At 62.3% G+C, this 14,167-nt stretch carries 16 protein-coding genes; 13 read left to right on the top strand and 3 right to left on the bottom strand.

Annotated elements, in window-relative coordinates; translation table 11 throughout:
- Nucleotides 1-40: 40 nt before the first annotated feature.
- From JQ611_RS38925 to JQ611_RS38885, 9 genes are all read left to right on the top strand, one after another.
- The gene (locus JQ611_RS38925; RefSeq protein WP_212269635.1) at nucleotides 41-592 is read left to right on the top strand and encodes an NADPH-dependent FMN reductase; all 552 of its coding nucleotides are present in this window, start codon (nucleotides 41-43) and stop codon (nucleotides 590-592) included.
- A gap of 196 nt (nucleotides 593-788) precedes the next feature.
- Nucleotides 789-1,106 (top strand): septum formation initiator family protein, encoded by a 318-nt coding sequence (locus tag JQ611_RS38920; protein ID WP_192739542.1) that lies wholly within the window; start codon nucleotides 789-791, stop codon nucleotides 1,104-1,106.
- A gap of 207 nt (nucleotides 1,107-1,313) precedes the next feature.
- Complete coding sequence (gene pdhA / locus JQ611_RS38915) at nucleotides 1,314-2,360, top strand: pyruvate dehydrogenase (acetyl-transferring) E1 component subunit alpha (protein WP_212468516.1); 1,047 nt, start codon at nucleotides 1,314-1,316, stop codon at nucleotides 2,358-2,360.
- A gap of 56 nt (nucleotides 2,361-2,416) precedes the next feature.
- Complete coding sequence (locus tag JQ611_RS38910; protein ID WP_212468515.1) at nucleotides 2,417-3,814, top strand: pyruvate dehydrogenase complex E1 component subunit beta; 1,398 nt, start codon at nucleotides 2,417-2,419, stop codon at nucleotides 3,812-3,814.
- Nucleotides 3,815-3,820: 6 nt separating this feature from the next.
- Nucleotides 3,821-4,126 (top strand): DUF5076 domain-containing protein, encoded by a 306-nt coding sequence (locus JQ611_RS38905; RefSeq protein WP_192739539.1) that lies wholly within the window; start codon nucleotides 3,821-3,823, stop codon nucleotides 4,124-4,126.
- A gap of 2 nt (nucleotides 4,127-4,128) precedes the next feature.
- On the top strand, nucleotides 4,129-5,475 hold the full coding sequence (locus JQ611_RS38900; protein WP_212468513.1) for a pyruvate dehydrogenase complex dihydrolipoamide acetyltransferase: 1,347 nt from the start codon (nucleotides 4,129-4,131) through the stop codon (nucleotides 5,473-5,475).
- A gap of 122 nt (nucleotides 5,476-5,597) precedes the next feature.
- On the top strand, nucleotides 5,598-7,019 hold the full coding sequence (gene lpdA, locus JQ611_RS38895) for a dihydrolipoyl dehydrogenase (protein ID WP_212468511.1): 1,422 nt from the start codon (nucleotides 5,598-5,600) through the stop codon (nucleotides 7,017-7,019).
- A 44-nt stretch (nucleotides 7,020-7,063) separates the two neighbouring features.
- A complete protein-coding gene (locus JQ611_RS38890; protein ID WP_212468509.1) occupies nucleotides 7,064-8,305 on the top strand; it encodes a threonine synthase in 1,242 nt (413 codons plus the stop codon).
- Between the two features lie 34 nt (nucleotides 8,306-8,339).
- Nucleotides 8,340-9,308, top strand: coding sequence for a tripartite tricarboxylate transporter substrate binding protein BugD (locus JQ611_RS38885; protein WP_212468507.1), 969 nt, complete (start codon nucleotides 8,340-8,342; stop codon nucleotides 9,306-9,308).
- Nucleotides 9,309-9,470: 162 nt separating this feature from the next.
- Here JQ611_RS38885 and JQ611_RS38880 read toward each other — a convergent pair whose 3' ends face one another.
- Both JQ611_RS38880 and JQ611_RS38875 read right to left on the bottom strand, forming a co-directional pair.
- Complete coding sequence (locus JQ611_RS38880; RefSeq protein WP_212468505.1) at nucleotides 9,471-11,741, bottom strand: lytic transglycosylase domain-containing protein; 2,271 nt, start codon at nucleotides 11,739-11,741, stop codon at nucleotides 9,471-9,473.
- Between the two features lie 176 nt (nucleotides 11,742-11,917).
- The gene (locus JQ611_RS38875) at nucleotides 11,918-12,082 is read right to left on the bottom strand and encodes a hypothetical protein (protein ID WP_212468503.1); all 165 of its coding nucleotides are present in this window, start codon (nucleotides 12,080-12,082) and stop codon (nucleotides 11,918-11,920) included.
- A gap of 295 nt (nucleotides 12,083-12,377) precedes the next feature.
- Here JQ611_RS38875 and JQ611_RS38870 point away from each other — a divergent pair, with 295 nt between their 5' ends.
- The 3 genes from JQ611_RS38870 to JQ611_RS38860 all read left to right on the top strand — a co-directional run bounded on the left by JQ611_RS38870 (nucleotide 12,378) and on the right by JQ611_RS38860 (nucleotide 13,256).
- Nucleotides 12,378-12,566, top strand: coding sequence for a hypothetical protein (locus JQ611_RS38870; RefSeq protein WP_212269625.1), 189 nt, complete (start codon nucleotides 12,378-12,380; stop codon nucleotides 12,564-12,566).
- Nucleotides 12,567-12,592: 26 nt separating this feature from the next.
- Complete coding sequence (locus JQ611_RS38865) at nucleotides 12,593-12,823, top strand: hypothetical protein (protein ID WP_212468501.1); 231 nt, start codon at nucleotides 12,593-12,595, stop codon at nucleotides 12,821-12,823.
- 88 nt (nucleotides 12,824-12,911) lie between these two features.
- Entirely contained in the window at nucleotides 12,912-13,256 is a 345-nt protein-coding gene (locus JQ611_RS38860) for a response regulator (protein WP_212269623.1), read from the top strand.
- On the opposite strand, the gene JQ611_RS38855 is transcribed toward JQ611_RS38860, so the two are convergent.
- On the bottom strand, nucleotides 13,253-13,444 hold the full coding sequence (locus JQ611_RS38855; protein ID WP_212468499.1) for a hypothetical protein: 192 nt from the start codon (nucleotides 13,442-13,444) through the stop codon (nucleotides 13,253-13,255). The two genes, JQ611_RS38860 and JQ611_RS38855, sit on opposite strands and share 4 nt — an antisense overlap.
- A gap of 127 nt (nucleotides 13,445-13,571) precedes the next feature.
- Here JQ611_RS38855 and JQ611_RS38850 point away from each other — a divergent pair, with 127 nt between their 5' ends.
- Nucleotides 13,572-13,736: a hypothetical protein gene (locus JQ611_RS38850; RefSeq protein ID WP_212269621.1), complete on the top strand. Its 165-nt coding sequence runs from the start codon at nucleotides 13,572-13,574 to the stop codon at nucleotides 13,734-13,736.
- Nucleotides 13,737-14,167 lie beyond the last annotated feature (431 nt).

Genomic DNA, 14,167 nt, shown 5'->3' with positions numbered 1-14,167 from the left:
TAAGTGAGCGCCGGCGCTTCAGCTTCAAAAGGGAATTCCAATGGCTCACAGCATCGTCACCATCGTCGGCTCGCTCCGCAAGGAGAGCTTTTCTCTCAAGATCGCCAATGCCCTGGCCAAGCTCGCGCCGGCTTCGCTGAAGCTCGACGTCACCACGCTGGAGGGGATTTCCTTCTTCAATCAGGATCTGGAAGCCGCCCCGCCGGCCGATTGGCTCGCGTTCCGCGAAAAACTGCAGAAGTCGAACGGCGTGCTGTTCGTAACGCCGGAATATAACCGTTCTATCCCCGGCGTCCTGAAGAACGCCATCGACGTCGGCTCGCGCCCCTATGGCAAGAGCTCGTTCATCGGCAAGCCCGTCGGCATTGTCAGCAACTCCCCGGGAGCGCTCGGCGGCGTCAGCGCGGCCAAGCATCTGCAGAACATCCTGCCGGGCATCACCGGTCCGATTCTGGGCCAGCCCGAGATCTACCTGAATGGCGTCGGCGACGCCTTCGACGACAAGGGCGCCCTCACCAAGGAAACGCTGCAGAAGACGCTGCAGCAGTATATCGATGCATTCGCAGCCTTTATCGAGAAGCAGAACCGCTAAGCGGTACCCTCAGCGTCATTGCGAGCAAAGCGAAGCAATCCATCTGTCCGTTATGCCGCGCCATGGATTGCTTCGCGGAGCCTGTCATCGGGCGCGCATTCGCGCGACCCGGTGGCTCGCAATGACGGGGGTGCCATTTGTGCCCCGCGTCGACCATCTTAGCATTCCATTAACCTGACCGTCGCATCTTGGCGTCATGGTCTCCCGCACCCGACTGAAATCGATACTGACCGGGCTCGCCCTCTACACGATGGCGGCGCTGATGGTCGGCTATTTCGGCGTCAACGCCTATACCGGCAAATACGGGCTGAACGCGCGGCAAGAGCTCGATCAGGAGATCATCGCGCTGACGTCCGAACTGGCGCGGCTGAAGCGGGAACGGGCCCAGGGCGAGCAGCGCGTTTCGCTGCTCCGCTCAGACCGGGTCGACCCCGACATGCTGGACGAGCGCGCACGCTTCCAGCTCGACTACGCCAACCCTCGCGACCTGATCAAGGTCCTCAAGCCGAACTAGCTTTCAGCCGCTCGCGCGTCCCGACTGTTACACCGGGATGACGGCCGTCCGGATTCCGCAAATTTCAAAATCTCGCGATATCGATTACAAAAATGTCGCGCCGCGTTGCACTGCGGCATAGCAATATTTTCTCCAGCGCACGCAATCCTTTCACGGCGGTTTGAGTTGGGTTAGAGAGGCTGATCTTCTCTCTCATCCGGAATTGCCATGGCCGTACCCAAAAAAACCGTCACCAAGGAAGCAGGGCAGGAAAATGGGAAAGAGAAGGGTCAACAGAAGGGCTTCGGCGCCCCACCGGAATTCACCAAGGCGCAGGAACTGGCAGCCCTGCGGGATATGCTGCTGATCCGCCGCTTCGAGGAAAAGGCCGGCCAGCTCTACGGCATGGGCGCGATCGGCGGTTTCTGCCATCTCTATATCGGCCAGGAAGCCATCGTGGTCGGCATGCAGATGGCCCTGAAAAAAGGCGATCAGGTCATAACCGGATACCGCGACCACGGGCATATGCTGGCCTGCGGGATGGAAGCCAAGGGCGTGATGGCCGAATTGACCGGACGCCAGGGTGGCTATTCCAAGGGCAAGGGCGGCTCCATGCACATGTTCAGCAAGGAGCAGAATTTCTACGGCGGCCACGGCATCGTCGGCGCCCAGGTTTCGCTCGGGACGGGTTTGGCCTTCGCCAACCGCTACCGCGGCAATGATTTCGTCAGCCTCGCTTATTTCGGCGACGGCGCCTCCAACCAGGGGCAGGTCTATGAGAGCTTCAACATGGCGGAGCTGTGGAAGCTGCCGGTGATCTACATCATCGAAAACAACCGCTACGCCATGGGCACGTCGGTGACGCGCTCGTCCGCCCAGACCGATTTCTCCAAGCGCGGCATTTCCTTCAACATCCCCGGCGAGCAGGTCGACGGCATGGACGTGCGTGCGGTGAAGGCCGCCGGCGACAAGGCGGTGGCCCATTGCCGCGCCGGCAAGGGGCCGTTCATCCTGGAAATGCAGACCTATCGCTACCGCGGCCATTCGATGTCGGATCCGGCGAAGTACCGGACCCGCGAGGAGGTCGAAAAGGTCCGCCACGACCAGGATCCGATCGAGCAGGTGCGCAATCGCTTGCTGGCGGCCAAGGTCACCGAGCAGGAATTGAAGCACATCGACGCCGAAGTGCGCGAGATCGTCAATGAGTCGGCGGATTTCGCCCAGCACGATCCCGAGCCCGATGCGTCCGAGCTCTGGACCGACGTCTATCGTTGATACGCGTCCGCCAAAGTAGCGCAGAACAAAACTAAAGAGTGATCCCGGGAGCTGATATGCCCATTCAAGTATTGATGCCTGCGCTTTCGCCAACCATGGAGAAGGGCAACCTTGCCAAATGGCTGAAGAAGGAAGGCGAGACGATCAAGTCGGGCGATGTCATCGCCGAGATCGAAACCGACAAGGCGACGATGGAAGTCGAGGCGACCGATGAGGGTACGCTCGGCAGGATATTGATCCCGGAAGGCACCAACGACGTCGCGGTCAACACGCCGATCGCGACCATTTTGGCGGATGGCGAAAGCGCCGCCGATCTCGGCAAGGCCGCAGCACCAGCTCCGGCGCCCAATGTCGCCAAGGAAGTCGAAGAGTCCCGTTCGCCGGTCGGCGAAGGCAAGCCGATGATCTCGGCGCCGAAGGCGACCGCTGCACCCGCTGCCGAGCCCGATCCGGAAGTGCCTGAGGGCACCGAGATGATTTCCCAGACCATCCGCGAAGCGCTGCGCGACGCCATGGCCGAAGAGATGCGGCGCGACCCCGACGTGTTCATCATGGGCGAGGAGGTTGCCGAATATCAGGGCGCCTACAAGGTGACCCAGGGCCTGCTGCAGGAATTCGGCGCCAAGCGCGTGATCGATACGCCGATCACCGAGCATGGATTTGCCGGCGTCGGCGTCGGGGCTGCGATGTCCGGCCTGAAGCCGATCGTCGAATTCATGACGTTCAATTTCGCGATGCAGGCGATCGACCAGATCATCAATTCGGCGGCCAAGACGCTGTACATGTCCGGCGGCCAGATGGGCTGCTCGATCGTGTTCCGCGGCCCCAACGGCGCCGCGTCCCGCGTCGCCGCCCAGCACAGCCAGGATTACTCGGCCTGGTACTCGCAGATTCCGGGATTGAAAGTGGTCGCGCCGTTCTCGGCCGCTGACTACAAGGGCTTGCTGAAAGCCGCGATCCGCGATCCCAACCCGGTGATCTTCCTCGAAAACGAGATGCTGTACGGCCACACCGGCGAAGTCCCGAAACTTGACGACTACGTGATCCCGATCGGCAAGGCGCGCATCGTCCGCTCCGGCGGCCACGTCACGCTGATCTCCTGGTCGAACGGCATGAGCTACGCGCTGAAGGCCGCCGACGAGTTGGCAAAAGAAGGCATCGAGGCCGAGGTGATCGACCTGCGCACGCTGCGCCCGATGGACACCGACACGATCATCGCCTCGGTCAAGAAGACCGGCCGCGCGGTCACGGTGGAGGAGGGCTGGCAGCAGAGCGGCGTCGGCGCCGAGATCGCCGCCCGCATCATGGAGCACGCCTTCGACTATCTGGATGCGCCGGTGGCGCGGGTGTCGGGCAAGGACGTGCCGATGCCCTATGCGGCGAATTTGGAAAAGCTCGCACTGCCCAATGTCGCCGAGGTGGTCGCCGCCGCCAAAGCCGTTTCATACCGGTAGACTCCGATGGCCGGTCCCAAGGAGCAACCTTTACCGCCCGATGTCATCGGTCGCGATGACGCGATCGAAGTGCTGCGCGCCTTCGTGGTCGATGGCGGGCTCTCGATCGCGTTCCAGCGGGCGTTCGAGGAGCCGGATATGTGGGGCCTGCTGCTGGTCGATATCGCGCGCCATGCGGCGAGGGCCTATGCGCGCGAAAGCGGCCACACCGAGGACGAGGCGCTGGCGCGTATCGTCGAAATGTTCGAAGCCGAGATAAATCGGCCGACTGACGTGGGTAACACCACGCTGCGGTCGCAACAGGGTCACTGACAATGCCGATCAACATTTTGATGCCCGCGCTGTCGCCGACGATGGAAAAGGGCAACCTTGCCAAGTGGCTCAAGAAAGAGGGCGACAAGGTCAAGTCCGGCGACGTGATCGCTGAGATTGAGACCGACAAGGCGACCATGGAAGTCGAAGCCGTCGACGAGGGCACGATCGCGAAAATCCTGGTGCCTGAAGGCACGCAGGACGTTCCCGTCAATGACATCATCGCGGTCCTGGCCGGCGATGGCGAGGATGTGAAGGCCGCCGGAGCCGGCGCTGCATCAGCGCCGAAAGCAACACCCGCCGCGACACCGCCTGCTGCTGCCGCGCCGGCCGCAGCCGCAGCACCGGCTCCTAAGTCCGCCGCACCAGCGCCAGCCGCTGCGCCACAAGCGGCCGCGCCGGCCCCTCAAGCCAATGGCCACGCCCGCGTGTTTTCGTCACCGCTTGCCCGGCGCCTCGCCAAGGAAGCCGGCATCGAACTCGGGCGCATCAACGGTTCGGGTCCGCACGGCCGCATCGTGGCGCGCGACGTCGCGGACGCCAAGTCCGGCAAGGGCCTCAAGGCGCCGGCCGCGGCTCCCGCCGTCGGACCCTCGGTCGCGCCGTCGATGTCGGACAAGCAGATCCTTGCGCTGTTCGAGGAGGGCTCCTACGAAGTCGTGCCGCATGACGGCATGCGCCGCACCATCGCCCAGCGCCTGACGGCGTCGGTGCAGACGGTGCCGCATTTCTACCTGACGATGGACTGCGACATCGGAAAACTGCTCGCCGCGCGCGAGGAGATCAATGCCGCCGCGCCAAAGGACAAGGAGAAGAAGCCGCTTTACAAGCTCTCGGTCAACGACTTCGTCATCAAGGCGATGGCGATCGCGCTGCAGCGGATTCCGAATTGCAACGTCAGCTGGACCGAAAGCGGCATGCTCAAGCACAAGCATTCCGACATCGGCGTTGCCGTGGCGATGCCGGGCGGCCTGATCACGCCGATCATCCGCAAGGCCGAAACCAAATCGCTCTCGACCATCTCGGCCGAGATGAAGGATTTCGCCGCGCGCGCCCGCTCGCGCAAGCTGAAGCCCGACGAATACCAGGGCGGCACCACGGCCGTCTCCAACCTCGGCATGTTCGGCATCAAGGATTTCACCGCCGTGATCAACCCGCCGCACGCGACCATCCTCGCGGTCGGCACCAGCGAGGAGCGCGCGGTGGTGCGGGCCGGCAAGATCGAAGCCGCCCACATCATGAGCGTGACGCTGTCCTGCGATCACCGCGCCGTCGACGGCGCGCTCGGCGCCGAACTGATCGGCGCCTTCAAGATGCTGATTGAAAACCCCGTCATGATGATGGTGTGAACCCGTCATTGCGAGCGCAGCGAAGCAATCCATTTCACCACCGGAAACATGGATTGCTTCGTCGCAAGTGCTCCTCGCAATGACGGAAGCCAATAGTCCGGTTGAATGATGAGAATGAGCGCATGGCCGACACTTCCTTCGACGTCATCATCATCGGCTCCGGCCCCGGCGGTTACGTCACGGCGATCCGCGCGGCGCAGCTCGGCTTCAAGACCGCGATCGTGGAGAAATCCTATCTCGGCGGCATCTGCCTGAACTGGGGCTGCATCCCGACCAAGGCGCTCCTACGCTCGGCGGAAATCTACCACTACATGCAGCACGCCAAGGATTACGGGCTGTCGGCGGAGAAGGTCTCCTACGACCCGAAGGCCGTGGTGCAGCGCTCGCGCGGCGTCTCGAAGCGCCTCAATGACGGCGTCGGCTTCCTGATGAAGAAGAACAAGGTGCAGATCATCTGGGGCGAAGCCTCGATCGATGCGCCGGGCAAGGTCACGGTGAAGAAATCCGCGGTCGAGGCGCCGAAGGGTACCTTGGGTGAGGGCGCTTATCAGGCCAAGCACATCATCCTTGCGACCGGCGCGCGGCCGCGCGTGCTGCCGGGGCTGGAGCCCGACAAGAAACTGGTGTGGACCTATTTCGAGGCGATGGTGCCGGACAAGATGCCGAAGTCGCTTCTTGTCGTCGGCTCCGGCGCGATCGGAATGGAATTCGCTTCGTTCTTCCGCACCATGGGTTCCGAAGTAACGGTTGTCGAAGTGCTGCCGCAGATCCTGCCGGTGGAAGACGCCGAAATATCGAAGTTCGCCCACAAGGCGTTCGAGAAGCAGGGCATCAAGCTCCTCACCAATACCAAAGTCACAAAACTCGAGAAGAAGAGCAACAGCGTCATCGCCACCATCGACGACGGCAAGGGCAAGACGCAGACGGTCGAGGTCGACCGGGTGATCTCAGCCGTCGGCGTCGTCGGCAATATCGAAAACCTCGGTCTGGAAAAACTCGGCGTCAAAACCGATCGCGGCTGCGTGGTGATCGATGGCTATGGCAAGACCAACGTGCCCGGCATCTACGCCATCGGCGATGTCGCAGGCCCCCCGATGCTGGCGCACAAGGCCGAGCATGAGGGCGTGGTCTGCATCGAGGCGATCAAGGGCTTGCATCCGCACGCGATGGACAAGAACCTCATTCCCGGCTGCACCTATTGCCACCCGCAGGTCGCCTCCGTCGGCCTCACCGAAGCGAAGGCGAAAGAGAGCGGCCGCGAGATCCGCGTCGGGCGTTTTCCGTTCGTCGGCAACGGCAAGGCGATCGCGCTCGGCGAGGACCAGGGCCTGGTCAAGGTGATCTTCGACAAGAAGAGCGGACAATTGCTCGGCGCCCACATGATCGGCGCCGAGGTCACCGAACTGATCCAGGGCTACGTCGTGGCGATGAATCTGGAGACGACGGAAGAAGAGCTGATGCACACGATCTTCCCGCATCCGACGCTGTCTGAAATGATGAAGGAAGCGGTGCTGGACGCCTATGGCCGCGTGCTGAATATGTAAGGCACGATCTTTCCGGTCGCGTCCAACAAACGAGAGATCAATCCGTGAAAGATAACGACAACCTGACCATCGAACGTCCGACGTTCGTGACCCATCTCGAATGCGCGATGGAAGGCGATCATTATCCCGCCGACCAGATCCACAATCTCTCGAAAGCCAACAAGCCGCTGCTGGTGCGCTACGATCTTGCCGGCGTCAAGAAGGCGCTGACCAAGGACGCGCTGGCGCAGCGGCCGGCCGACATGTGGCGGTACCGCGAGATGCTCCCGGTGCGCAAGGTCAGCGACATCGTCAGCCTCGGCGAGGTCACGACGCCGCTGATCCGGCTGCCGAAGCTCGGCAAAAAGCTCGGCGGCGGCGAGATCATCGTCAAGGACGAGGGCCGTCTTCCCACTGGTTCGTTCAAGGCCCGTGGCCTTGTGATGGCGGTGTCGATGGGCAAGGCGCTCGGCATCAAGCACATGGCGATGCCGACCAACGGCAATGCGGGTGCTGCGCTCGCCGCCTACGCCACCTCCTGCGGCATCAAGACCACGATCTTCTGCCCGGCCGATACGCCGGAGGTGAATGTCAGCGAGATCGAGCTGCAGGGCGCCACGGTCTATCGGGTGAACGGCCTGATTGACGACTGCGGCAAGATCGTCGGCGAAGGCAAGGCCAAGGCGGGCTGGTTCGACACTTCGACCCTGAAGGAGCCGTACCGGATCGAAGGCAAGAAGACGATGGGGCTGGAGCTCGCCGAACAGCTCGGCTGGGAAGTGCCCGACGTGATCTTCTATCCGACCGGCGGCGGCACCGGCCTGATCGGGATGTGGAAGGCGTTTGCCGAACTCGAGGCCATCGGCTTCATCGGCTCAAAACGTCCGCGGATGGTGGCGGTGCAGGCGTCGGGCTGCGCGCCGATGGTCCGCGCCTTCGAGAACGGCACCGAGCACGCGCCGCGCTGGGAGGACGCCCACACGATTGCATCGGGTATTCGCGTGCCGCAGGCGGTCGGAGATTTTCTGATCCTGCGCGCGGTCCGCGAGAGCAAGGGTTTCGCCATTGCGGTCGATGACGAGAAGATTTCTGCTGCGCTGGACGAAGTCGCGCGCGAGGAAGGCTTTTTGTTGTGTCCAGAGGGCGCTGCGACCTATGCTGCGTACAAGCAAAGCCTTGCCGATGGCCGCGTCACGAAAAATGATCGTGTGATGCTGTTCAATTGCGCGACAGGGCTTAAGTATCCGTTGCCGCCGGTCACGCGCACGCTCGATCGTCATCAGCCGATCGACTACGCGCAATTCTGATTGTCGCGCGGCGCCATTTTGATGGAGCCTTGTCATGCGAAGATTATTTCTGGCGGCGCTTGCGGTGTTGGCGTTCGGCGGCACCGCGGTCGCGCAAAATTTCCCCTCGCGTCCCATCACCATCATCGTGCCGTTCTCCGCCGGCGGCCCGTCGGACGTGATGGCGAGAATCCTGGCCGAGCGCATGAAGGCGACGCTGGGCGAGGTCGTCCAGATCGAGAACGTCACCGGCGCCGGCGGCTCGATCGGCGTCGGCCGCGCGGTACGGTCAGCCCCTGACGGCTACACCATCAGCTTCGGCCATCTCGGCACCCACGTGGCCAACGGCGCAATCTACAAGCTAGGCTACGACCTCGTCACCGATCTTGAACCGGTCGTGCTGCTGCCGAGCAACACCATGATCGTCGTCAGCAAGAATGCGGTGCCCGCGAAATCGCTGAGCGAATTGCTGGCGTGGCTCAAGGCGAGGCCTGAGCCGGCGGCGACCGGCACCGCCGGCGCCGGATCGGGCAGTCACATCGCCGGGCTCTATTTCGAGAACGTCACCGGCATCAAGCTGCAATATGTGCCGTATCGCGGCACCGGGCCTGCCATGAACGATCTCGTCGCTGGACAGATCGATATGATCGTCGATCAGCTCTCCAATTCGATCAACCAGGTGCGCGCCGGAAACATTCGCGGCTACGCCGTCACCGATACCAAGCGCTCGGAATCCGCCTCCGACATCCCGACCGCCGAAGAGGCGGGCCTGGGCGGATTTCACATGACGCTGTGGTCGGGCTTGTGGGTACCGAAGGGTACGCCGAAGGAAATCGTGACCAGGCTGAATGCCGCCGCCGTCGAGGCATTGAACGATCCGGCGGTGCGCAAGCAGCTCGAAAACCTCGGCCTGCAAATGACGCCGAAGGACAAGCTGACGCCCGAAGCGCTCGGCGCCTGGCAGCAGGCGGAAATCGCAAAATGGTGGCCGATGATCAAGGCCGCGAATGTGAAGGTGGATTGAGGCTCACTGTCGTCCCGGCCTTGAGCCGGGACCCATACGCCGCGGCAGCAATTGTTTTGCGTGCTGGTCGTATCTTCCTTTTCTATCTTCCTTTTCTAACAACATCGGCCACGGCGTATGGGTCCCGGATCGCGCTTCGCTTGTCCGGGACGACGGTGAGATTTATTGCGCCGCGCTTGCCGCTGCCGCCGGAAGCGGTGCCGCATTGGTCTCCTGCGTCACGACGCGCTCGCCGGTCTTCGCCGCCATCGCCGTGCCGCTGTCGAAGCGGACGCGGTAGACCGCCAGATTCTCGATCACGCGCTGGACATAGTTTCGCGTCTCGGAGAACGGAATGCGCTCGACCCAGTCGACCGGATCGACCTTGGGGTCGCGCGGATCGCCATACGCCTTGAGCCAGTCCCGCACCCGGCCGCGGCCGGCGTTGTAGCCGGCGAAGGTCATGATGTGGGAACCCTTGTACTCGCTGAGCAGCGCGCTGAGTTCGCCGGCGCCCATTTGCGTGTTGTAGACGGGATCGGAAACCATCCGGTCCCAATCATATTTGACGCCAAAGCGCTTGGCGGTATCGCGTCCGGCCTCCGGGGTGATCTGCATCAACCCGACCGCATTGGCGTGAGACTTGTCGCGCTGGTCGAACGCGCTCTCGGTGCGCGCCACCGAATAGATCATGCTGTGCTCGATCTCGGGCGCGATCTGCTTGTGCGGCGGAATTCCGATGGTCGGGAACGCGTAATGGTCGAGCGCCAGCCCGCGGCCGAGCGAGGGTTTTCCGATCTGCAGCATCGCGCGGGCATCGTTGCGGCGGCCGGTGAGTTCGCCGAGCGCTTCGAGCAGGGTGACGTCGGAGCTCTGTTCGCCGAGATCGGTAACGAAATAGAGCACGACGTCGCGCTCGCCGATTTCGTACAGCATGTCGGCGGCGCGAACGCGTTCGTCGATGCTCGAAGTGTCGGCCGCCGCGAGAGCCGGTGAGGGCGGGCGCAATTCGATCTTGTCGCGGCCAAGTTTTGCGTGCGCGAGCTGGCCGTAATAGGCCGTCGGGTAGCGCGCGGCTGCTTCATAGCTTGCGCGCATCATGTCGTTGTTGCCAAGGGTTTCGGCGGCGCGCCCGCGCCAGTAATTCGCCCGCGACATCACGGTGGGATTGGCCTGGCCCTCGTCGATGCGGGCGAAATGCTCGCGCGCGCTGATGGGTTCATCGAGATAGCGCAGGGCGATCCAGCCGCACATGAAGTGGTAATCGGACCGGTAGTACTCGTTGGCAGGCGCGGCCGCGGGCTGGATGACCTGGTAGGCGGTCAGGAATTTGCCTTCGTCGAGCAGCTTGCGGGCGAGCGAACGCCGCTCGCGCCACCATTGATCGGTGTCCTGCAGCGCCATCGTCTCGGGCCGCGCTGCCAGCATCAGGCGGGCCGCGTCATCAATGCGCTTCTCGGCGAGCATCCACTGGATCCGGCACAGCGTGTAGCCAAGATCGGCGCGCGCCTCGGCCGGGACGTCGTCGAGCGCATCCTTGGCCTTGTTCGATTTGCCCCTGACCGCGCCACAGGCCTTTACGATCGCCAGGTCGTCGTCGCCAAGGAGTTTTGCGGCGCGCTTCGCGCCTGCGAGATCCTTGGCGCCGATGCGTTTGTTCATGCGCGCGCGGTGGTCGTCGCGGGTGAGGAGGTCGCCGAACAGCTCCAGCACGTCGGGTTCGACGCGTTCCGACAATTCGTCCGATCGCCACGCGTCGCGCGCCAGCCGGCCCGCGCCGTCGCGATCGCCTTCACTGAGCTTGACGCGCGCGAGCGCCAGTTTGCCCCTGGCGCTGATAGGCGCCTCTCCGGTGAAGCCGCGCAGCTTGGCCCCATCGGCGCGCTCCTGCCACAGCCGCGCTTCCGCCCGCCGGCGCAGCTGCGCCGCGCTCGGCCATTCCGGATTGGCGGCGATGAAGGCGACATAGCGGCTGAAATTCGCCGTGGTCTCGGAGTGGCGCAGGATGAACCATTCGACGAGCTTTTGGGCGGCCGGATCGGCGATCCTGTTGCGCGTCGCGGTCGCCTCGTCGGTCTTCGCCTTGCGCGCGAGATTGATCGCTTCCTTCACCAGTGCAAGATCGCCGGTCAGCGCTGGAGCGGCCTCTTTGACAGTTTCTTTGACAGTTTCCTTGGCAGTTTCCTTGGGAGCAGGGGCGTCCTTTACTCGCTTTGACTTCTTCTGCGCATCGGTATGTTTCGCGTTCTTCACAAGTTTCGCGTGGCGGCGCTTTTCGACCGCGGCGTTGCGTTGCGAACCAGCATCCTTTTTCGCATCGAGCGTTTTCTTCGCATCGTGCGTTTTCTTGGCGGGTTGCTGTTTGGGATTGGTCCGCGCCGTCGCCTCGGGTGCGAACAGCGCGAGCGCGGTTGCGGCGAGAAGACAGGACAGTGAACGCAAGCAACGGTTCATTCCATGGTGCTCCCCTGCGAGTCACAAACCAAGAAATCGCACGTCACGTGCGGCCCGAGCCGTCCGAGAGGTAGCATGAGATCGATTAATCAATTGTCGCATCGGCGCAACAGCGCGCGGGAAACCGCGCGGTAAATGGAACCCGAAGGTCGATGGAATCCAGCAGGGCGGCTGACCTATTTAGGTGTCTGCAGTTCGTGCGAGCAGGCCCATTCGTCTGCTTGGGACGGGGCCTTCAGGTCGACGGGCCGCTTCAAGGCCACAAGCCGGAACAGGCCAACGACCACGATTGCCGCGAGGACAATGGCGGCGGCGGAGAGCGCCAGTAGCGAGGTCCACATGGCAGCATCAATCTTGCTGCCCAGCGAATCAACAGGAGGGGGACGGGCAGTGTTCCCGGAACCAAAACAGGCCGTCGTGATGTGGAACCAACATTTCCGATGCAACTTGATTCAATCCATCGGGCGATTACCGCTGATTTGCGTCCGATGCGGAATGACGGCCCCAGCCATTAGCCGCCTCCCACTGGGGCCGTTTCCTTGGGTACCGGTTTTCGCTCCCCCAAAAACAGAAGATGCGGCCGCCCCGGAACGAATGACACGTGTGTCGGTTACCGGACTCTCGGGGTAAGCTCAGATGAGCAAGCAAAGCGAAGATCTCAGAGAACAGGCCCGACGAGCAGGCCGCCTCGCGCTCACGATCAGCGACCTTGAGGCCTCCGTGAAACTGAAAGACTTGTCCAAACAGTACGACGCCGACGCCGAAAGGCTGGAGAAAATCGACAGCCCGGCGTCCGGCACGACGCGTGGTGACCTTCAAGAATGAGGGTATCTCCGGTTCAGGTTCGTCCCATGTACCCTTGGCGGTTTGGCGAATTCGACAATGTGATGGATGACGCGCTCAATATCGCGATGGACTATCTCATTCGCACCGACCAGGCCGTCGAATTCCGGGAGACGCAGACCGTGGCCGCAAACGCCATCGCGGACGCCTGGCGCGCAGGTGTACGCAGTCGCATGCGGCTTACCAACGTGGCGATAAGGGCGGTCGAACAAAACCGCGATACATCGGGAAACCCTTAAGCCAGCACCATCACGGCCGGTCGGGTGGCCAGCGAGGGCCGGTTGAACAATAACGGCTTTCCGGGATTGGATAATCCAAGAGGCCGCCATGATGAATTTTATTGCTCTTGTTGTGGAAGACGACCCGTTGCAGCGGGCGTTCTTGGCTGACCTGCTGAAAGAGCAAGGCCTCGAAGTGGTCGAGTGCGCGAGCGCGGAGGCTGCCGAACTCGTGCTGGTTGCGACCGGCACTGAACTGCGAGCCCTGGTAACGGACATAAATCTCGCGGGCGATATGTCCGGCGTCGAACTGGCGCAGTACGCCAAACGTAAGTTCCCTCTTTTGAACGTGGTGATGGTGTCCGGACGCGGCCCACCTTACATTCCGCAGGATACGCGCTTCCTGATGAAACCCTATCTGCCAGACGAGTTACTCGACGCCGTCCTGAACTAGATCCGTTCGCGTCGCCTTGAGGAACGGGCTCTCAGATATTTGAGGCCCTCAACGGCCAGCGTGCGTTCATCGAAGCGCTTGCTTTCGAGAAATCGGGCGACTTCGTCCCTGGCCTGCCGTTCCTGCTCCGAAGTGAGATTGACCATCATCCCGTAGGTCTTCATCACACGGTCAATCGCCGTTTGCATGGCACTCTCCTGACGCCCCTCAGAAGGGAACCTCCGATTGGAACGAAAGTTCCCCAGCGGAATTACCGGGTGCAACAGGAGTCAGAAGATGGATCGGGTGACGCGGTGTTTGCGCTGCGGAAAAAGAATGGTCCGCACCTCCGGCTTGAGCGGCAGGGCCGAACTGAAATGCGTGTTCTGCGATAAACTCGATCCGCTGAGGATGGAGGCGGCCAAATGGGCCGACGGCCCCCTCGCCACGGGAATTGCGGGCGATCGCCTTTCGGGCGAGACCGAGCTTCACAAATTGTGATCAGATGTCGCATGCCGGATGATCCGGCCTACGCTGAACATTGAAAGTTCATGACCACGCGCAGCGCACGGCACCTGTGCCGGTATATGAGCGCGTGACGTCGGAGAACTCGCACTCGAATGTCGCTCATCGCGCTGTGCCATATCGCTACGGCAGGTAAGGTGCGACAAATCAACCCGACGGGCAAATCAATTCTGAGTTTCAGAAATCGTGTCAAGAAGAAAATTTCTGTAAATCAAAAATATTTCTGTTGTCGACCGGCCCAAATCAGTGCGCATCTATCGCCATCCCGTCCTACTCAGAAGGGCGTCGGCCGTCGTCACGGACGTTGGACGGGTTGCGGTGGACGCTGGTTTACGCCTCGACGACGGCGTGGATAAGCGTACGGCAAAACCGTGTGGTCCTGGCGCCCGTTGCTGGCGTCAAGCTGT

This window comes from Bradyrhizobium sp. AUGA SZCCT0182 (genome assembly GCF_018130185.1).
In the GTDB taxonomy this organism is placed as follows: Bacteria; Pseudomonadota; Alphaproteobacteria; order Rhizobiales; family Xanthobacteraceae; genus Bradyrhizobium.
Note: the sequence above shows the minus strand (reverse complement) of the source record. Positions and strands in the feature narration are given on the sequence as shown.